Annotated in this window: 18 protein-coding genes; 10 read left to right on the plus strand and 8 right to left on the minus strand. The window is 70.3% G+C overall.

The window, feature by feature from the left end; translation table 11 throughout:
- Positions 1–87: 87 nt before the first annotated feature.
- Positions 88–996, plus strand: a complete 909-nt coding sequence (locus ACI2LP_RS16485) for a LysR family transcriptional regulator (RefSeq protein WP_404725203.1) — start codon at positions 88–90, stop codon at positions 994–996.
- 91 nt (positions 997–1,087) lie between these two features.
- Here ACI2LP_RS16485 and ACI2LP_RS16490 read toward each other — a convergent pair whose 3' ends face one another.
- Positions 1,088–2,020, minus strand: coding sequence for a D-alanyl-D-alanine carboxypeptidase family protein (locus tag ACI2LP_RS16490; protein WP_404725204.1), 933 nt, complete (start codon positions 2,018–2,020; stop codon positions 1,088–1,090).
- Between the two features lie 201 nt (positions 2,021–2,221).
- Between ACI2LP_RS16490 and ACI2LP_RS16495 the strand changes: the two genes are divergently transcribed.
- Positions 2,222–2,863 carry a GntR family transcriptional regulator gene (locus tag ACI2LP_RS16495; protein WP_404725205.1) on the plus strand — a complete coding sequence of 214 codons (642 nt, stop codon included), beginning with the start codon at positions 2,222–2,224 and terminating at the stop codon, positions 2,861–2,863.
- The gene (locus ACI2LP_RS16500) at positions 2,860–4,161 is read left to right on the plus strand and encodes a nitrate/nitrite transporter (protein ID WP_404725206.1); all 1,302 of its coding nucleotides are present in this window, start codon (positions 2,860–2,862) and stop codon (positions 4,159–4,161) included. The genes ACI2LP_RS16495 and ACI2LP_RS16500 overlap by 4 nt, the downstream gene beginning before the upstream one ends.
- A 137-nt stretch (positions 4,162–4,298) precedes the next feature.
- Here ACI2LP_RS16500 and ACI2LP_RS16505 read toward each other — a convergent pair whose 3' ends face one another.
- Positions 4,299–5,123: a maleylpyruvate isomerase family mycothiol-dependent enzyme gene (locus ACI2LP_RS16505; protein WP_404725207.1), complete on the minus strand. Its 825-nt coding sequence runs from the start codon at positions 5,121–5,123 to the stop codon at positions 4,299–4,301.
- 164 nt (positions 5,124–5,287) lie between these two features.
- On the opposite strand from ACI2LP_RS16505, the gene ACI2LP_RS16510 reads away from it, so the two are divergent.
- A complete protein-coding gene (locus ACI2LP_RS16510) occupies positions 5,288–6,085 on the plus strand; it encodes a carbon-nitrogen family hydrolase (RefSeq protein WP_404725208.1) in 798 nt (265 codons plus the stop codon).
- A 62-nt stretch (positions 6,086–6,147) separates the two neighbouring features.
- Here ACI2LP_RS16510 and ACI2LP_RS16515 read toward each other — a convergent pair whose 3' ends face one another.
- On the minus strand, positions 6,148–6,606 hold the full coding sequence (locus tag ACI2LP_RS16515) for a MarR family winged helix-turn-helix transcriptional regulator (protein WP_404725209.1): 459 nt from the start codon (positions 6,604–6,606) through the stop codon (positions 6,148–6,150).
- Positions 6,607–6,691: 85 nt separating this feature from the next.
- Between ACI2LP_RS16515 and ACI2LP_RS16520 the strand changes: the two genes are divergently transcribed.
- On the plus strand, positions 6,692–7,063 hold the full coding sequence (locus tag ACI2LP_RS16520; RefSeq protein ID WP_404725210.1) for a VOC family protein: 372 nt from the start codon (positions 6,692–6,694) through the stop codon (positions 7,061–7,063).
- Positions 7,064–7,065: 2 nt separating this feature from the next.
- A complete protein-coding gene (locus ACI2LP_RS16525; RefSeq protein WP_404725211.1) occupies positions 7,066–8,037 on the plus strand; it encodes a DNA-3-methyladenine glycosylase family protein in 972 nt (323 codons plus the stop codon).
- A 151-nt stretch (positions 8,038–8,188) separates the two neighbouring features.
- Here ACI2LP_RS16525 and ACI2LP_RS16530 read toward each other — a convergent pair whose 3' ends face one another.
- Positions 8,189–8,689 (minus strand): LURP-one-related/scramblase family protein, encoded by a 501-nt coding sequence (locus ACI2LP_RS16530; RefSeq protein WP_404725212.1) that lies wholly within the window; start codon positions 8,687–8,689, stop codon positions 8,189–8,191.
- A 41-nt stretch (positions 8,690–8,730) separates the two neighbouring features.
- Between ACI2LP_RS16530 and ACI2LP_RS16535 the strand changes: the two genes are divergently transcribed.
- On the plus strand, positions 8,731–10,569 hold the full coding sequence (locus tag ACI2LP_RS16535; protein ID WP_404725213.1) for an NHL domain-containing thioredoxin family protein: 1,839 nt from the start codon (positions 8,731–8,733) through the stop codon (positions 10,567–10,569).
- Between the two features lie 23 nt (positions 10,570–10,592).
- On the opposite strand, the gene ACI2LP_RS16540 is transcribed toward ACI2LP_RS16535, so the two are convergent.
- From ACI2LP_RS16540 to ACI2LP_RS16550, 3 genes are all read right to left on the minus strand, one after another.
- A complete protein-coding gene (locus ACI2LP_RS16540) occupies positions 10,593–10,964 on the minus strand; it encodes a hypothetical protein (protein ID WP_404725214.1) in 372 nt (123 codons plus the stop codon).
- A gap of 74 nt (positions 10,965–11,038) precedes the next feature.
- Complete coding sequence (locus ACI2LP_RS16545; protein WP_404725215.1) at positions 11,039–12,334, minus strand: M18 family aminopeptidase; 1,296 nt, start codon at positions 12,332–12,334, stop codon at positions 11,039–11,041.
- Positions 12,335–12,432: 98 nt separating this feature from the next.
- On the minus strand, positions 12,433–14,259 hold the full coding sequence (locus tag ACI2LP_RS16550; protein ID WP_404725216.1) for an acyl-CoA dehydrogenase: 1,827 nt from the start codon (positions 14,257–14,259) through the stop codon (positions 12,433–12,435).
- Positions 14,260–14,433: 174 nt separating this feature from the next.
- Here ACI2LP_RS16550 and ACI2LP_RS16555 point away from each other — a divergent pair, with 174 nt between their 5' ends.
- The 3 genes from ACI2LP_RS16555 to ACI2LP_RS16565 all read left to right on the plus strand — a co-directional run bounded on the left by ACI2LP_RS16555 (position 14,434) and on the right by ACI2LP_RS16565 (position 17,141).
- Positions 14,434–14,883: an SseB family protein gene (locus tag ACI2LP_RS16555; RefSeq protein WP_360866783.1), complete on the plus strand. Its 450-nt coding sequence runs from the start codon at positions 14,434–14,436 to the stop codon at positions 14,881–14,883.
- 136 nt (positions 14,884–15,019) lie between these two features.
- Positions 15,020–15,979, plus strand: coding sequence for a pirin family protein (locus tag ACI2LP_RS16560; protein WP_404725217.1), 960 nt, complete (start codon positions 15,020–15,022; stop codon positions 15,977–15,979).
- Between the two features lie 115 nt (positions 15,980–16,094).
- Positions 16,095–17,141, plus strand: coding sequence for an AI-2E family transporter (locus tag ACI2LP_RS16565; protein ID WP_404725218.1), 1,047 nt, complete (start codon positions 16,095–16,097; stop codon positions 17,139–17,141).
- Here the strand turns inward: ACI2LP_RS16565 and ACI2LP_RS16570 are convergent.
- The gene (locus ACI2LP_RS16570; protein ID WP_404725219.1) at positions 17,114–19,222 is read right to left on the minus strand and encodes a SpoIIE family protein phosphatase; all 2,109 of its coding nucleotides are present in this window, start codon (positions 19,220–19,222) and stop codon (positions 17,114–17,116) included. The two genes, ACI2LP_RS16565 and ACI2LP_RS16570, sit on opposite strands and share 28 nt — an antisense overlap.
- Positions 19,223–19,238 lie beyond the last annotated feature (16 nt).

Raw genomic sequence — 19,238 nt, forward strand, 5'->3', positions numbered from 1 at the left:
AGCGGGAGATGGCAGAGGGGAAAGACCGCCCGGGTCTCAACTCATAGGCAACGGTTATGAATTCGCGGCGATGCGTATCCTGGCTCCATGATTCCGGAGGCGAGGCTGCTGCGCTATTTCCTGGCCGTGGCCGAGGAACGGAACTTCACCCGCGCCGCCGAGCGCCTGCACATCGCGCAGCCGGCGCTGAGTGCCCAGATCCGCCGTCTGGAGTCCCAGCTGGGTGTACGGCTCCTGGAGCGGACCACCCGTGTGGTGCGACTGACCGAAGCGGGCCGTGCGGTCCAGGAGCGGGGCCCGGCCGCCTTGGCGGCGCTGTCCGAGGTCTGGGACGCCGCGCGCCGCGCGGGCCGGGGCGAGCTGGGCCGCCTCCGCATCGTCTACAGCGCGAGCACCGGCTACGGCACCGTCCCCCACCTGGTGGAGTCCCTGCAGCGGCACCACCCCGACATCGACGTGAGCACCGAGATGCTCCGTACGCCCGACATCACGCGTGCCGTGCTGGAAGGGCGCGCCGATGTCGGCATCGCGCGTACCCCGGAGCCGGCCGAGGGTGTGCGCGTGCGACCGCTGCGCCTGGAGCGCAGGGGGATTCTGGTCGCCGCGGGCCATCCGCTCGCGGGCGCGGCCCCGGTCGTCGACCCGGCGGGGATCGCACCGTTCCCGGTGCTGGCGCATCCGCGCGAGGCCAACCCGGTCCACTACGACGAGCTGGTCGAGCTGTTCCGGCGCGCGGGCGTGCGGCCCCGGCTGGTCGAGCGGCCGGTGGCCTTCGACCCCACGCAGCGCGTACTGCGCGACGCGGAGACCGTCGCGCTGGTCGGTGAGGCCTCCGCGGACGGACTGGCCCCGTGGCTGCGGTGGGTGCCGCTGGCCGAACCGCACGCCCGGCTGCTGGTCGCGCTCGTGCTGCCGGACCCCGCGCCGCCGTCGGCCGAGCGCTTCGAGCAGGTGGCGGTCGAGGCGGCCGCCGAGGTGGGCTGGCTGCCCCCCTGATGCGGTCCGTCGGCCGCCGTCACGACGAGACGCCGTCACAACGAGACGCCGACGCGGATCGCGTCGGCGTCTCGGGTGCTGCGGGGCAGGATCAGTCGCGTTCGGCGCCGGCCGGCAGCGAGCGCAGCTGCATCGTCTGCGCGGTGCTGGAGCCGAAGCCGAAGTCGAGCAGCTTCGCCGCGTCCTTGTAGCGGTCGGCGCCGTTCAGGGTGACGCCCACGAAGGTCTTGCCGTCGCGGGTGGCGGCGAAGACCAGGCAGGGTCCCGCGGCGGTGCCGGTGCCCGTCTTGATGCCGATGGCACCCTTGTACGAGCCGAGCAGCTGGTTGGTGTTGTACCAGGTGTAGGTGCGCTTGGCGCCCGTGCTGCTCGTCGCCGTGGTGACGTACTTCGGCGTGGCGACCACGGCACGGAAGTTGGAGTTGGTCATGGCGTACTTGGCGATCTTCGCCAGGTCGCGCGGCGACGTGTAGTTGCTCCCGGCGGACGAGATGCCGTCGAAGGAGTCGAAATGCGTGTTCTTCAGACCGAGTTCGGCGGCCTTCTTGTTCATCTTCCCGATGAACGACTTGGTGCGCGCGGCGGTGGTGGTGCCGGTGCCGAGGAGGTCGGCGAGGGCGTACGCGGCGTCGCAGCCGGAGGGCAGCATGGTCCCGTAGAGCAGCTGACGGACGGTCACCTTGTCGCCGGTCTTGAGGTCCGCGGTGCTGGCGCCCTGCTTGACGACGTAGTCGCGATAGGCCTGCTTGACGGTCACGACGTGGTTGAGATTGATGCCCTTCGTGGTGACCACCACGGCGGCCGTCATGATCTTCGTCGTGCTGGCCATCTGGCGGCGGGTGTCCGGGGTCTTGGTGTAGACCGCGGTGCCGGTCGTGCCGTTGATCAGGATCGCGCCCTTGCTGGCGATCGGCGGTACGGGGACCGCGTGAGCGGGGGCGGCCAGGGGCGAGATGGTCAGCAGGGAGCCGGTGGCGAGAACGACCACGGCGGCCTTGCGCACGCCCGGGAGGCTGATTGTCAAGAGAACGCTCCGAGTTCGCGAATGCGGTGAAAAGGGCGGTAAAGGACCACGGCAGAAAGAGGGTCCCAGTACGAGACCACTGAGAGCCCTCAAGGGATGTACGCCCACGGCACATCAGTTGACCCAAGTCCCGTCCTGCATCTCGTCCTGCATCGTGGACGCGACCTTCTGATGCACCTGTGTTGTATCTATGCTGTGCGCATGCCCGCCGCCGCACCCGCCGCCGAACGCGTCTACACCCACATCAAGCAAGCCGTCCTCGACCGCCGTTACCAGGGCGGCACCCTCCTCACCGAGGGCGAACTGGCCGACGCCGTCGGCGTATCGCGCACCCCCGTCCGCGAGGCGCTCCTCAAGCTCGAGGTCGAGGGGCTGATCAAGCTCTACCCCAAGAAGGGCGCCCTGGTCCTCGCTGTCTCCGCGCAGGAGATCGCCGATGTCGTGGAGACCCGGCTGCTCGTCGAGGAACACGCCGCACGCAAGGCCGTGCCGGCATCACCGCAACTCCTCGCCCGGCTGGAAGAACTCCTCGAGCAGCAGAAGCGGCAGGGCGAGGAGGGCGACCTGGCGGCCGTCGCGGTCACCGACCGCTGCTTCCACGCCGAGATCGTGCGCAGCGGCGGCAACGAAATCCTCTCCCGCCTCTACGACCAGCTCCGCGACCGGCAGCTGCGGATGGGCGTCGCCGTGATGCACTCCCACCCCGACCGGATCGCCAAGAACGTCGTCGAACACAGCGAGATCCTCGAAGCGCTGCGTGCCGGTGACCCGGACGCGGCAGCCGCGCTCGTACACCGGCATGTCGGCTGGTTCAGCAACCTGGCGCGGGGCGAAGTCCGATGAGCGCATCCGCCGTCGCCCTGCCGGGCGATCCACCCGGCGGCCAGCGCGCCGCCGCGGTCTGGGGCATAGGCGTCTCCGTCTACTTCGTCGCCGTCATCTTCCGTACGTCCCTGGGCGTAGCGGGCCTGGACGCCGCCGACCGCTTCGACGTCAACGCCTCCGCCCTGTCCACCTTCTCCATCCTCCAACTGCTGGTGTACGCGGGGATGCAGATACCCGTCGGCCTGATGGTCGACCGGCTGGGCACCAAGAAGGTCCTCACGCTCGGCGTGGTGCTGTTCACGGCCGGGCAGCTGGGCTTTGCGCTCTCCCCCTCGTACGGCATGGCACTCGCCTCCCGCGCGCTGCTCGGCTGCGGCGACGCGATGACCTTCATCAGCGTGCTGCGGCTCGGTACGCGCTGGTTCCCGGCCCGCCGCGGACCGCTGATCGGGCAGGTCGCCGCGCTCTTCGGGATGGCGGGCAATCTCGTGTCGACCATCGTCATCGCGCGCATGCTGCACGGCATGGGCTGGACCGCGACCTTCGCGGGCAGCGCGGTGGCCGGAGTGGTCGTGCTCGGGCTGCTCACCTTGTTCCTGAAGGACCACCCCGAGGGGCACGAGCCCCCGCCCGCGCAGCACGCCGGATCCGATTTCGTACGGAAGCAGATCGCGCTGTCCTGGCGGGAGCCCGGCACCCGGCTCGGACTGTGGGTGCACTTCACCACCCAGTTCCCCGCCATGGTGTTTCTGCTGCTGTGGGGGATGCCCTTCCTGGTCGAGGCACAGGGCCTGTCCCGGGAGACCGCGGGCACGCTGCTGACCCTGGTGGTGGTCACCAACATGGTGGTGGGTCTGGTGTACGGGCAGATCATCGCCCGCCACCATGCGGCCCGTGTCCCGCTCGCCCTCGGCACGGTCGGGGCGACGGCACTGCTCTGGGCCACGACCATTGCGTACCCCGGTGACCGGGCGCCGATGTGGCTGCTGATCACACTGTGCACGGTGCTCGGCGCGTGCGGTCCCGCTTCGATGATCGGCTTCGACTTCGCCCGCCCGGCCAATCCGCCGGAGCGTCAGGGGACGGCCTCGGGAATCGTCAACATGGGCGGTTTTGTGGCCTCGATGACGACGTTGCTGGCGGTCGGAGTGCTGCTGGACGCGACCGGGGGCAACTACCGGATCGCGTTCTCGTCGGTCTTCGTGCTGGAGGCGCTGGGGATCGCGCAGATCCTGCGACTGCGGGCGCGCACGGTGCGGCGGGAGCGGGAGCGGTTGGTGGCGAGCCGGGTGGAGGCCGTGCACGTACCGGCGTGAGGCGCGCCGATGCCATGACGGCGGAACCCGTCACCGGCGCGGGCGGTCCGCCCGCGAGGGGCCGCCCGCCGCCGGGCGTCCGCAGGCCTGCCCGGCGGAGGCGATCCCTCGCGAGCGACCGGGCTGCCGGGCTGCCGTCAGGGGGTGACCGCGAACTCGCGCAGGATCGCCGCGGCCAGGTCGGGGTCGCCGTCCACCTTGATCCGGTCCGGCACCGCGGTCGCCCGCACCCGGCCGCAGGCCAGGCGTACGAAGGTCTCCCAGTCCAGAGCGAGGGTGACGATCGGCCCGAGCGAGGGCGCCCCGTCGATCGTGCCGTGGCCGTCCGCGTCCACCCGGACCGTCCGCAGGAACTCAACCGGGCCGTGCACATCGAAGACGACCGCGGAGTTCGCCGGTGCGCCGGCGTCCTTCGCGACCACCTTGGGCAGGGCTTCGAGGAGGCAGTCCCGGGTGATGTACGCGCCGGGGGAGTCGAGGTTGCCCGGCTTGTTCAGCGCGACACGCAGATCCTGCTCGTGCGCCCAGGTGTCGAACGCGCGCATCCGCATGGCGAGTTCAAGGGTCTGCTCGGCGCCGAGCGGGGCGCGGACCTTGGCGTCGGGTGCGCGGTTCTCGTTGCGCAGCTGACGGGCCCGGCGGATCATCGTGTACTCGAGCTCGGAGGTCATCTCCGGCGCCGTGTGGTGGCGGCGCACATCGACCTGCATCTCCATATAGCGGGCGAACTCGCTCTGCACATGGTAAAGATCGCGCGGCAGCGTATGGATGGGCCGGGGATCGCCGAGCATCTCGCACTCCATGCCGATGACATGCGAGACGAGGTCACGCACCGACCAGCCCGGGCAGGGCGTTGGCCGGTTCCACTCGCCCTCGACGAGTGGCTGCACCAGCTCGGCTATTGATTCGATGGAGTGGGTCCAGGCGTCGGCGTAGGTCTGGAGGCTGGGATGGACGGTCACGGGACCCCTCGGCGGTTCTGCGGTACGCGGGCTGGGCTGCTGACTGCTGGGCTGCGTGGGAGGCTCGGCAGTTAAGTTACGCTGCCGGGCGGCACCCCGGCAGTGCTTTCGTGTGACGATCGTAGGCCCGTGTTTGAGGGCTCGAATGCCAGGACGGTGGTAGTGTGCGCGCCTCACTCATCCAGATCGCAGTAGACCCGGACGAATCGGTTGATTCTCGCCGCCGACGGGCCGCGTCGCTGGTACGGGCGCAGCACGGCGCCGATCTGGTGGTCCTGCCGGAGCTGTGGCCCGTCGGTGCTTTCGCGTACCAGTCCTTCGAGGACGAGGCGGAGTCGCCCACCGGACCGACCTACGAGGCGATGGCGAAGGCGGCGAGCGACGCCGGGGTCTGGCTGCATGCGGGCTCCGTCGTCGAGCGCGACCCGGACGGCACGCTCTACAACACCTCCCTCGTCCTCTCCCCCACCGGTGAGCTCGCCGCCACCTACCGGAAGATCCACCGCTTCGGCTTCGACAAGGGCGAGGCGGTGATGATGGGCGCGGGCGAATCGTTGGTCACCGTTCCGCTGCCCGAGCTCACGCTCGGCCTCGCCACCTGCTACGACCTGCGCTTCCCCGAGCTGTTCCGCGGCCTGGTGGACGCGGGTGCGCAGGCCTTCGTCGTGCCGGCCGGCTGGCCCGCCCGCCGCCGCGAGCACTGGACCCTGCTGGCCCGCGCCCGCGCCGTGGAGAACCAGGCGTACGTCCTGGCCTGCGGCACGGCGGGCACGCACGCCGGGGTCGAACAGGCCGGGCACAGCATGGTGGTCGACCCCTGGGGCGAGGTACTGGCCGAGGCGGGTCCGGGCGAGGAGGTCCTGAGCGTCGAGCTCGACGTGACGAAGGTGTTGACGACGCGGGAGCAGTTCCCGGTCCTTAAGGACAGGGTGCTGGGCGTGGCGGCGCCGCGCCGCGACTAGGCCGTTTCGTTTGTCCCCGCCGATCGCGTGCTCCCCGCCGACGCCGTGACGGGCGGCTGTTCTCAGCCGTCGAGTGCCGCCGCCATGTGGTCGAGGTCGGCGAGGAGTTCGGTGAGGCGTTGCTCCGGGACGGCGTCGGTCATGCGCTGGTCGATGGCGTAGACGGCGGAGCGTGCTGCCGCGAGGCGACGGTGGCCCTCCTCGGTGAGGTGGGCGGGCAGAGCGCGACCGTGGTCGGTGGTGGCCGGCCGGGTGATGAGGCCGGCGTCCTGCAGTCCGCGAAGGACGACGTTCATGGACTGCCGCGTGACGAAGGCGCCGCGGGCCAGCTCGGCGTTGGACAGGCCGGGTTGCTGGTCGAGGAGTTCGAGGCAGGCGTACTGCGGCACCGTCAGGCCGTGCTCACGCAGGGCTCTGTCCATCGCGCTGCGCAGCGCCGCGGCGGCGCGCTTGAGGCGGTATCCCAGTCGCTCGGTCACGTCGGCGGCCGGGGCCCGGTCGGCGGGAGTCCCATCATGCATGTCAGGAGTTTGACATGTAAGCACGACGCCGTCTATCTTCCAGGTATGTCAAAGTCCTGACATGCAGCGCGATCGAGGAGTACTCATGACTGTCACCGCCGGCGGACCGGACTTCATCGCCCTGCAGGTGCGCGATGTCGAAGCGGCTGCCGCCTTCTACGAGAAGCACCTCGGGCTGCGCCGGGCGCCCGCCTCGCCGCCCGGCGCCGTGGTGTTCGCCACCGAACCGGTCCCGTTCGCCGTCCGCGAGCTGCTGCCGGGAGTGGATCTCGACGCCGTCGAACGGCCCGGCCTCGGGGTCGCCCTGTGGTTCCGGACCACCGACGCACAGGCCCTGCACGACCGCCTCCACGCCGCCGAGGTCCCCATCATCAAGGCACCCGAGGACGGTCCGTTCGGCAGGATGTTCACCTTCGCCGGCCCCGAGGGCTACGCCATCACCACGCACGAAGGCTGACCATGACCGCCATCGTCATCACCCCGCGCGGGCCGTTCTCACTTGCGGCGAGCATGCGCTTCCTGGAGGGCTTCACACCCGCCGGGTACCGCGACGCCTCAGCCGGCAGGGTGCTGCGCCTGGCCTTTCCCGCCGACGACGGCCACTCGACGGTGAGCGCGGAGGTGCGGCAGGCGGAGGACTCGGAGGGCGCCGTACAGGCGGATGTCACCGTGCACGCCGGGACACCGGGCGAGGGCGGGGTGGGCACGGCATCTGCGGAATCGGACGGGACGAGCGGGGTGCGGGCGCAACTGGCCCGCATCCTCTCGCTCGACGTCGACGGCAGCGGGTTCCCACGGCTCGCCGAGGCCGATCCCGTCGTGGCCGAGCTCATCGCGGCGTACCCGGGGTTGCGGCCGGTGTGTTTCTACTCGCCGTACGAGGCCGCGGCCTGGGCGGTCATCGGCCACCGCATCCGGATGGTCCAGGCCGCCGCGATCAAGGCCCGTATCGCCGAGCACCATGGACCGCGCGTCACCGTCGCCGGGGAGTCGCTGCACGCCTTCCCCACCCCGCTGGTCCTGCGCGGACTCGGCCGTGTTCCGGGCCTGCCCGAGACAAAGGTCGAACGATTGCGTGCCCTCGCCGACGCAGCTCTCGCCGGTGATCTCGACGCCGCCCGGCTGCGCGCGATGCCAGTGGAAGACGCGCTTGCCCATCTGCGGACCCTGCCCGGCATCGGCCCCTTCTCCGCGGAGCTCATCCTCATCCGCGGCGCCGGACACCCCGACGTCTTCCCCCGCCATGAACGCCGGCTCCACGCCTCGATGGCCGTTGCCTACGGCCTTGGCGACCCCGAGGCCTCCGATGCGCGTCGGCTCACCGGGATCAGCGATCACTGGGCGCCGTACCGCAGTTGGGTCGCACTACTGCTGCGCACGCGCCGCGAGGAGAAGGCGGGGCCGACAGCCGGCGGTCGCTCGGTGCGGTAGTCCCGCGGCGGTCGGGTCCGGCCACACTCTGGGACGCCCTTCGGGCGTGTCCTCAATCTCCCCCCGGACTTCGTCCGGGGGGACCCCCAGACGGGCTTGATTTTCAAGCCCGGCCGGCGATTGAGGCGTGGGGGACCCCCGACCGCACCTCTTAATCGTCGTCGCCCTCGCGTTCCCTCTCCGCCATACGGATCACGCACACCGCGACCGCGATCATCAGCGCCGCGTCAGCGTCCTCCCGTACGACATTCACCGCGTACGTCTCCCGCACCCGGAACCACTGCCGGGAGATGTGCGCCAGCAGTTCCCCCTCGTACTCGACCGTGAACTCGCGGTCCAGGATCCGGCCGCTGACATCGAGCTCCGTGCCCTCGACGAGCGTGACGCGGTAGTGATTGCGCAGCAGCGAGAGCCGTTTCCTGCGGATCGTGGCGAGCGGCTGGTCGTTCCGCTCGATGGTCATCGCGTCCCGCAGGCTGAGCAACTTCTTGCGCAGCGTGACGAGTACAAGCCCGGCCGGATCCTTGAGCTCCAGCGTGTCGCGCAGCCGCAGCGCCTTGCCGTCCACGAGGAAGGCGTGGCGGCCCGCCTCGTCGTCGATCCAGTAGTCGTCACCGATCGCGAAGATCTTGTCGCGTACGAGGTATTTCATGGCTGGAATGCGTACCCCGCAGCGTGCTGTTGGATGGGGGTATGGCTACACGTGCACGCGTTCGGGCCCCCGAGCTGATCGGCAAGGGCGGCTGGCTCAATACCGGCGACACCCAGTACACCCTCGCTGACCTGCGAGGACGCATCGTCATTCTGGATTTTTGGACGTTTTGTTGTATTAACTGTCTGCATGTTCTGGACGAGCTGCGTGAGCTCGAGGAGAAGCACCGCGACACCGTGGTGATCATCGGGGTCCACTCGCCGAAGTTCGTGCACGAGGCCGAGCACCAGGCCGTCGTCGACGCCGTCGAGCGCTACCAGGTGCACCACCCCGTGCTCGACGATCCCGAGCTCGCCACCTGGAAGCAGTACGCCGTACGGGCCTGGCCCACGCTCGTCGTCATCGACCCCGAGGGGTATGTCGTCGCCCAGCACGCGGGTGAGGGGCATGCGCACGCCATTGAGAAGCTCGTGGAGGAGCTGGAGGCAGCGCACGAGGCGAAGGGCACCCTGCGGCGCGGCGACGGGCCGTATGTCGCGCCCGAGCCGGTTGCCACGCATCTGCGCTTCCCCGGGAAGGCGCTCGCGCTGCCCGGTGGTGGCTTCCTCGTCTCCGACACCACCCGTCACCAGCTGGTCCGGCTGGCCGAGGACGGCGAGAGCGTCGTTCAGCGGTACGGCGACGGTGAGCGCGGGCTCGTCGACGGTGGTCCGGACCGGGTGCGGTTCAGTGAGCCGCAGGGTCTCGCCCTGCTGCCCGGGGGCCGCATCGTCGTCGCCGACACCGTCAACCACGCCCTGCGTGAGCTCGATCCGGAGACCGGCGAGACGACGACCATCGCCGGCACCGGCCGCCAGTGGTGGCAGGGTTCGGCCACGTCCGGGCCCGCCCTCGATGTGGATCTCTCCTCGCCGTGGGACGTGGCCTGGTGGCAGGGCCGGGTGTGGATCGCGATGGCGGGTGTCCACCAGCTGTGGGCGTACGACCCGGAGACCAAGGCCGTCGAGGTCGCGGCCGGGACCACGAACGAGGGCCTCGTCGACGGGCCGGCCGCCGAGGCCTGGTTCGCCCAGCCGTCCGGGCTCGCCGCGACCGAGGACCGGCTCTGGATCGCCGACTCCGAGACCAGCGCGGTCAGATGGATCGACACCGACGGGGCCGTGCACACCGCCGTCGGCACCGGGCTCTTCGACTTCGGCCACCGGGACGGGGCCGCGGGTCAGGCCCTGCTGCAACACCCCTTGGGCGTCACCGCGCTGCCCGACGGCTCCGTGGCCGTCAGCGACACGTACAACCACGCGCTGCGCCGCTTCGACCCGGCGACGGGCGAAGTGACCACGCTCGCCACCGACCTGCGGGAGCCGAGCGGCGCCGTGCTCGTCGGGGACGAGATCGTGGTGGTGGAGTCGGCCCGGCACCGGCTGACCCGGCTGCGGCTGCCGGAGGAGGCGGTACGCGTCGAGGCCGTCGCCCACCGCACGCAGCGTGCCGCGACCGAAGTCGCCGCGGGCAAGCTCCAGCTGGATGTCGTTTTCCAGGCCCCGGCGGGCCAGAAGCTGGACACCCGGTACGGTCCTTCGACCCGGCTGCTCGTCTCCTCGACCCCGCCGGAGCTGCTGCTCGGCGGCGACGGCGCGGGCACCGATCTGTCGCGGGCACTGGAGATCGACCCGGCAGTCGCCGAGGGCGTACTGCATGTCTCGGCGATGGCGGCGTCCTGCGACGACGACCCCGATGGGGGCACCTCCCGGTCGGAGACTGGGGGAGAGTACCCGGCCTGTCATGTGCACCAGCAGGACTGGGGAGTTCCGGTGCGGGTGACCGCGGAGGGGACCTCGCGGCTGCCGCTCGTACTGGCCGGGATGGATCAGGAGCAGTAGCGGAAAGATCGGTCGGACGGCGCCTAGTGGAACAGGCCCTGCTTGATCATCTGCCGACCCGCCGCGCCGTCCAGGCAGCCCTCCACCCACAGACCGGGGTCGTACGTTGCCTTCCGCCCGCCCCACCCGGCGGCCTGAATCCGCGCGCATCCACCGGCCAGGAGCTTCTTGGTCTCCTGGCCGGTGGGGTCGGCCTTCCGGATGCGGCTGCCCTGGATGTAGCCCGCCTCGTACGTGATGTCCAGCGCCCACGGCGGCCGTTCGTTGTACCGCTGGATGATGAACCAGGATCCCGCGAGCAGGACCGCGACCGCCGAGGTGAGCGCGAGGGACAGGGTGCGTCGCGACGGGCCCGGGCGGTACGCGCCGAGCGTCTGATGACCGTGCAGAACCATGGTCGCCAGCGTGGCGCGCGGACGCTTTCGCAGATGTTTCGCGCGGCCTCAACGGCCGGGCGGATCAGGCGACTTCAGCCCTCCAGGAAGGCCGTCAGCGCGTTCGCCAGCAGATACGGGTCCTCGGCGCCGCACAGTTCACGCGCGCTGTGCATCGACAGGATCGCGACGCCGATGTCGACGGTCCGGATGCCGTGTCGGGCGGCGGTGATCGGGCCGATGGTCGTTCCGCACGGCATCGCGTTGTTCGACACGAACGTCTGCCACGGCACGTGGGCCTTCTCGCAGGCCGCGGCGAACACGGCACGGCCGCTGCCGTCCGTGGCGTACCGCTGGTTCACATTGACCTTGAGGATCGGGCCGCCGTTGACGCGCGGGTGGTGCGTCGGGTCGTGGCGCTCCGCGTAGTTGGGGTGGACGGCGTGGCCGGTGTCGGAGGACAGGCACACCGTGCCCGCGAAGGCGCGCGCCTTGTCCTCGTACGTACCGCCGCGCGCGAACACCGAGCGCTCCAGCACATTGCCGAGCAGCGGGCCGTCGGCGCCGGTGTCGGCCTGTGAGCCGTTCTCCTCGTGGTCGAAGGCGGCGAGTACCGGGATGTAACCGAGCTCCGGCGACGCGGAGGCCGCGGCGAGCGCTGCCGTCGCGCTGTGCACGGACAGCAGGTTGTCCATCCGCGGTCCGGCGACCAGCTCGCGGTCGCGGCCCAGGTGGGCGGGCGCCTCCAGGGCGTGCGTCATCAGGTCCCAGCCGGTGACCTCCCCGGCCGCGAGCCCGAGCTCCTGCTCCAGGAAGGAGATCAGACCGCGCTCGTCGCTGACGTCGCCCAGGCCCCAGATGGGCTGCATGTGCCGCTGCTTGTCGAGCTGCAGACCCTTCTCGTGGATCGAGCGGTCCATGTGGATGGCCAGCTGCGGCACGCGCAGCAGGGGCCGGTCGATATTGACCAGCCGCGTGGTGCCGTCGCGCAGGGAGAGCCGGCCGGCCAGGCCCAGATCACGGTCGAGCCAGGAGTTCAGCAGCGGGCCGCCGTAGATCTCGACGGCGATCTGACGCCAGCCGTGTGCGCCCATGTCGGGCTGCGGCTTGACGCGCAGATTCGGTGAGTCGGTGTGGGCGCCGACGATCCGGAACGGGGTGTGCGGCGCGGCGCCCTCCGGCACGTACCAGGCGATGATGGCCCCGCCGCGCAGTACGTACTTGCCGCCGGTCGTCCCTTCCCAGGCGTCCGTCTCCAGGACCTGCCGGAAGCCGGCCTTCTCGAGCCGCTCGGCGGCGGCGGCCACCGCGTGGTACGGAGACGGCGCGGCCGCCAGGAAGGACATGAGGTCGTCGGTGTGTCCGCGATCGAAGCGAGGTGCGCTGCTCATGGAGTCACCTTAACGAGGGGCGTACGCCCGGGCGCAGAGATGGAAGCGGCCCGCCCCCCGGGCGGGAGGCGGGCCGCATCACGAACGGGCCGGAGCGACTAGAACGCGGCCTCGTCCAGGTCCATCAGAGAGCTGTCGACCGTCTCCGCGAGCGCGCGCTCGACCGAGACGCCCGGCAGCACGTTCGCGGCGAAGAACTTCGCGGCCGCGATCTTGCCCTGGTAGAACGGCACGTCCTTCGCGGACGCCGTCTCGAGCTTCTCCGCCGCGACGGCCGCGCCGCGCAGCAGCAGGTAGCCGACGACCACATCGCCCGAAGCCATCAGCAGACGGGTGGTGTTGAGGCCCACCTTGTAGATGTTCTTGACGTCCTCGCCGGTGGCGATGAGGTCGTTCGTCATCGTGCCGACGATCGCCTCCAGGTCCACCGCGGCCTTGGCGAGCGCGTCGCGGGCCGGGGCCAGCTCCTCGCCGCCGGTGCCCACCGCCAGGAACTTCTTGATCTCCTCGGAGAGGGTGTTCAGCGCCTGGCCCTGGTCGCGGACGATCTTCCGGAAGAAGTAGTCCTGGCCCTGGATGGCGGTGGTGCCCTCGTAGAGAGTGTCGATCTTGGCGTCCCGGATGTACTGCTCGACCGGGTACTCCTGCAGATAGCCGGAGCCGCCGAAGGTCTGCAGCGACTGGGCGAGCTGCTCGTACGACCGCTCCGAGCCGTAGCCCTTCACGATCGGCAGCAGCAGGTCGTTCAGCGCGACGAGGGACTTGGTGTCCTCGCCCGCGGCCTCCTTGACGGCGATCTCGTCCTGGACGGAGGCGGTGTAGAGCACCAGGGCGCGCATGCCCTCGGCGTACGCCTTCTGCGTCATCAGCGAACGGCGCACGTCGGGGTGGTGCGTGATGGTGACCTTGGGCGCGGTCTTGTCCGCGAAGTTCACCAGGTCCTGGCCCTGGACGCGCTCCTTGGCGTACTCCAGCGCGTTCAGGTAACCGGTGGAGAGGGTCGCGATCGCCTTCGTGCCGACCATCATCCGGGCGAACTCGATGATCATGAACATCTGGCGGATGCCGTCGTGCTTGTCGCCGATCAGCCAGCCCTTTGCGGGGTGCTGGTCGCCGAACGTGATCTCGCAGGTGTTGGAGGCCTTGAGGCCCATCTTGTGCTCGACGTTCGTGGCGTACACGCCGTTGCGCTCGCCCAGCTCGCCGGTCTCCCAGTCGAAGTGGAACTTCGGCACGAGGAAGAGGGACAGACCCTTGGTGCCCGGGCCGTGGCCCTCGGGGCGGGCCAGCACGTAGTGAAGGATGTTCTCCTCCATGTCGTGCTCACCGGAGGTGATGAAACGCTTCACGCCCTCGATGTGCCAGGAGCCGTCCTCCTGCTGGACGGCCTTGGTGCGGCCGGCGCCGACGTCCGAGCCGGCGTCCGGCTCGGTGAGCACCATCGTGGAGCCCCAGCGCTTCTCGACGGCTATCTCGGCGACCTTCTTCTGCGCCTCGTTGCCCTCTTCGAAGAGGATGCCGGCGAAGGCCGGGCCGGAGGAGTACATCCAGATGGCCGGGTTCGAGCCGAGCAGCAGCTCCGCGTACGACCAGATCAGGGAGCGGGGAGAGGTGGTGCCGCCGATCTCCTCGGGGAGACCGAGCCGCCAGTACTCGGAGTCCATGAAGGCCTGGTAGCTCTTCTTGAAGGACGCCGGGACGGGCGCGGTGTTGGTGGCCGGGTCGAAGACCGGGGGGTTGCGGTCGGCATCGGCGAAGGATTCGGCCAGCTCGTTCTCGGCGAGACGGGCGATCTCCTCAAGGATGCTCTTTGCGGTGTCGACGTCCATCTCCGCGAACGGGCCGGTGCCGTACAGCTTGTCGCGCCCGAGGACCTCAAAGAGGTTGAACTCGATGTCGCGGAGATTCGACTTGTAGTGCCCCATGGCGACGGCTCCGTAAGGTCGGTATCAGCGGCGCGAAGCGCCTCATTGAGGTGGTGCTCGGGCGATGGCAGGCGGATTTCTTTCCACCTACCAGTCAGTAGCTACGATGATGCTACCCGTCGGTAATAAGATGCAACCCCTATGGGGCAAGTGTGACTCGCTACTCTTGCGGACATGTACGGCTACGACCAGAACCCGGGCGCTCAGCAGCAGTACGTACCGCAGCAGCCCTCCTACGGGGAGCAGCCGCTCTACCCCGAGCCGTCGCCCCCCTCCCTGGCCGACGCGGTGCGGGCCTTCACCACCGGGTCGCTGTCCGCCGAGGACTTCCAGCAGATCTTCGCGACCTCGAAGGTCTACTGTCCGCGCGGTGACAACCCCGGCTTCCTGGCGCTGCACAACACCCAGCAGCCGGTCATCCCCATGTTCAGCACGCTCAAGGAGCTGCGCAGGTACGCGGGCAAGGAGTCGAAGTACTTCGTGATCACCGGCGCCGAGGTGATCGATCTGCTGCCGACCGGGTACGGCTTCGTCCTCGACATGGAGGGCGATCACCGGATGGTCTTCGACGCGAAGGCCGTCGAGCAGATGGTGGACTTCGCCATGCGGCGGATGTACGGCTAGGCACTGCTGTACGGCCAGGCACTGTCCGGCCGATGCTGTCTTGGGCGCCCGGGGGGAATTCCTCCCGGGCGTCGTGCGTTCCCGGTGGCATGAAGTTCATTCTTCAACTAAATTGGACGCACAAGGAGGCCCTGTCATGCCTGCAGTGACCGTCGAGAACCCGCTCACCCTGCCGCGCGTCTCCGCGCCCGCCGGGGTGCTGCCGCGGCCCGTGCTCGCCGTGTCCACGGCGCCGACGGGCTTCGAGGGGGAGGGCTTCCCGGTGCGGCGTGCGTTCGCCGGGATCAACTACCAGTACCTCGACCCGTTCATCATGATGGATCAGATGGGCGAGGTGGACTATGCGCCGGGCGAGCCCAAGGGGACACCCTGGCATCCGCACCGCGGGTTCGAGACCGTCACCTATCTGATCGACGGAACCTTCGTCCACCAGGACAGCAACGGCGGCGGCGGGACCATCCAGAACGGCGACACCCAGTGGATGACGGCCGGCTCGGGCCTGCTCCACATCGAGGCGCCGCCGGAGTCGCTGGTGGTGTCCGGCGGGCTCTTCCACGGGCTCCAGCTGTGGGTGAACCTGCCCGCGAAGGACAAGTGGATGGACCCCCGCTACCAGGACATCCGCGGCGGAAATGTCCAGCTGCTCACCTCGCCCGACGGCGGTGCGCTGCTGCGCGTCATCGCCGGTGAGCTGGACGGTCATCAGGGCCCCGGCATCACGCACACGCCGATCACGATGATCCACGCGACGCTCCGGCCGGGCGCGCAGATCACCCTGCCGTGGCGGGAGGACTTCAACGGCCTGGCGTACGTCCTGGCCGGGCGCGGCGCGGTCGGCACCGAGCGGCGGCCCGCCCACATGGGACAGACCGCGGTGTTCGGCGAGGGCGGCGCGCTGACCGTGTGGGCCGACGACGCCCAGAACGGCTCGCACACCGGCGACCTCGAGGTCGTGCTGCTGGGCGGGCAGCCCATCCGTGAGCCGATGGCGCACTACGGGCCGTTCGTGATGAACACCCGTGAGGAGCTGCAGCAGGCCCTCGAGGACTTTCAGAAGGGCCGCCTGGGCACGATCCCCGCGGTGCACGGCATGTGAGCTGAGCCCGGCAGTGAGCCGTGCCCGGCATGTGAGCTGAGGCGACCAGGGTGCCTCACCCGCCCGGCCCCGGTGGGCGGGACGGGGTGGCACCCGCCGTGGTCGGCTGGGCCCTGTGCAGACCCTTCTTCCCGAGCCCGTGCGGCGGCTCGCCGCCTGGTGTGCAGTCGCGCTGCTGGTCGCAGGTGTGGCCGCCGTCGGGATCTGGCTCGTCATCACCCTCAAGACCGCCGTCACACCGGTGCTGCTCGCGCTGCTCGGGACCGCTCTTCTCGGGCCCCTGAACCGGCGGCTCATCAGGATGAAGATGCATCGGTCGCTCGCCGCCGGGCTCACCTGTGCCGCGGTGGTCGCCGTCTTCGGCGGGGTCACCTACATCGTCGTCAGTGCGCTCGTCGAGACCGGCGACCAGATCACCGCCTCGCTGCGGCAGGCCGCCAAGGATCTCGCCAAGCACTTCGGGGCCGCCGGGACCTCGCTCGACGATCTCGCCAAGAACTCGAAGGAACTGCTCGGGAAGTTCGGCGGGACCGCCGCGTCCGGGGTGATCAGCGGGCTCAGCGTGGTGGGGGAGGTGATCGCCACCGGCGTGCTCGCGCTGCTGCTCAGCTTTTTCTTTCTGCGGGACTCGCACAAGGCCGCCGGAGCCCTGAGGTCGCTGGCGCCGAGGGCGACCGGGGACCTCGTCGAGGCCATGGGGCGGCGCGCCTTCGAGGCCGTCGAGGGCTTTATGCGCGGGACGACCTTCATCGCGCTCATCGACGCCCTCTGCATCACCGTCGGCCTGCTGATCCTCCGCGTCCCCGGCGCCGTCGGACTCGGCGCGCTCGTCTTCGTGGGCGCGTACATCCCCTACCTCGGCGCCTTCATCTCCGGTGCCGTCGCCGTGCTCGTCGCGCTCGCCGACCGGGGAATTGTGATCGCCCTCTGGGTGGTGGGCGTGGTCCTCGCGGTGCAGGTGCTGGAGGGGCATGTGCTCCAGCCCGTGATCCAGAGCCGTCTGGTGCGGATGCACCCCGCCGTCGTGATGCTGGCGATCACCGCGGGCGCATCCGTCGCGGGCATCCTCGGCATGCTTCTTGCCGTGCCGGTCACCGCCGCCGCCTTCGGGGTGATCGGTGAGCTGCGCAGGCGCTACGAAAGCGGCGCCGACGGCTCGTAGCGCGCCGGTGGCTCGTGGAGCTCGAACCAGATCGACTTGCCCTCGCCCCGCGGCTCCACGCCCCACGCGTCCGCGAGCACCTCCGTCAGCAGCAGGCCACGCCCCGACGACGCCAGCTCGCCGGGCCGGCGCTTGTGCGGCAGTTCGTCGCTCGTGTCCGTGACCTCCACGCGCAGCCGCCGTGCGGCGTCGTGGGTCACCTCGGCCACCAGCAGCGCGTGCCCGTCCGTGTGGACCAGCACATTGGTGACCATCTCGGAGACCATCAGCACCGCGGAGTCGATCTGTTCCTGGTCCGCCCAGTCGTGCAGGAGCTCGCGCAGCTGCTGCCTGGCGGCCGCGATCCGTTCCGGTTCGGCCTGGGCCACGCTCATCGCCGTGCGCCGCGGCGCTCGCCGGGCCGGCGTTCCGTCCCGGCCGAGCAGCAGGACCGCGATGTCGTCCTCGCGCCGGTCCGCGAGCGGCCCGGTCGTGTGGTGCGAGCCGGGGCCGTGCACCGCGTGCACGAGGGCGTCCGCGAGTTCCTCCAGCGACTGGTCCGCGTGCTCCTCCAGGACCGTACGCAGCCGGGTCCACCCGGTGTCCAGATCGTGCCCGCCCGTCTCGAGGAGACCGTCCGTGCAGATCAGCATCGTCTCGCCGGGCTCAAGGACCAGCCGCGTCGTCGGATAGTCCGTGTCCGGGTCGATGCCCAGCGGCAGTCCGCCTTCGGTCGGGCGCACCAGCACCGTGCCGTCACAGGTGCGGACGATCGGCTCCGGGTGGCCGGCCCGGGCGATCTCGACGCTGCCGGTGGCCGGTTCGACCTCCAGATAGAGGCAGGTCGCGAAGCGGGGGCTGAAGTGGTCGCCTTCGTCGTGCGCATCGGCCCCGAAAAAATCATGCAGCCCGTGCAGGAAGCGGGAGGCGCGGGAGAGCACCGCGTCGGGCCGGTGCCCCTCGGAGGCGTAGGCGCGCAGGGCGATCCGCAGCTGGCCCATCAGTCCGGCGGCGCGCACATCGTGGCCCTGCACGTCGCCGATGACCACGGCGAACCGCCCCGACGGCAGCGGGATCATGTCGTACCAGTCGCCGCCGACCTGGAGTCCGCCGCCCGTCGGGACGTACCGCGCGGCGATCGCCATCCCCGGCACCTCGGGCCCGAGCACCGGCATCATCGAGCGCTGCAGGCCGAGCGACAGTTCGCGCTCGGAGTCGGCGACACCGGCCCGGGCGAGGGCCTGCGCCAGCATCCGGGCGACGGTGGTCAGCACGGACCGTTCGTCGGGCGTGAAGGCGACGGGGTGTTTGAAGGCGGCCATCCAGGCGCCGATGGTGCGCCCCGCGACGATCAGCGGCAGGTACGCCCAGGACTCCCGCCCGAAGGGCTCCGCGAGCGGCCAGGTGGTGGGGTAGCGGCGGCGGTACTCCTGCGGTGTCGGCAGATACACCGCGCGCCCGGTGCGTACCACGTCCGCCGCCGGATAGTCCGTGTCCAGCGGCATGTCGATGAACGGGCTCTCGTCGCCCGGCCGGTACCCGTGGTGCCCGATGACCGTCAGCCGCTCGCCCGCCGTCCCGAAGACGGCGAGCCCGTCCGGCGAGAAGCCCGGCATGGACAGCGAGGCGGCGACCCGCAGCACCTCGGCGGTGGAGCGTGCCTCGGCCAGCGCCCGGCCGGCGTCCAGCAGGAACGCCTCGCGCGAGCGCCGCCAGTCGCCGGTTATGGGCGTCTGCGCGGCGGCTCCCGGCTGCGGCTCGGCCACCTCCTGGATCATGCCGACCAGGCGGAAGTCGCCGTCGACCGCGATCGGCTTGGAGCGGCTGCGTACGGTGCGCAGCACCCGGCCCGCCTCGTCCACGATCCGCAGCCGCGCCTCGGCGAGGGTCTCCTCGGCGATCGCGAGGCTGACGACGCCGTTGATCTCGTTCCAGTCGACCGGGTGGAAACGGGAGCGCACGACGGACTCGGGGAAGTCGCCCGGTACGGCGGGCATACCGAGCAGCCGGGCGGCCTCGGCGTCGAGGGTGACCGTCCCGGATGCGTTGTCCCACCGCCACAGGCCGGTGGCGATCGTGGCCAGGACGTCCTCGGTGCGCATTGGGTTACTTTATTCC

It is taken from the genome of Streptomyces sp. NPDC019890 (assembly GCF_044903445.1).
Taxonomy (GTDB): Bacteria; Actinomycetota; Actinomycetes; order Streptomycetales; family Streptomycetaceae; genus Streptomyces.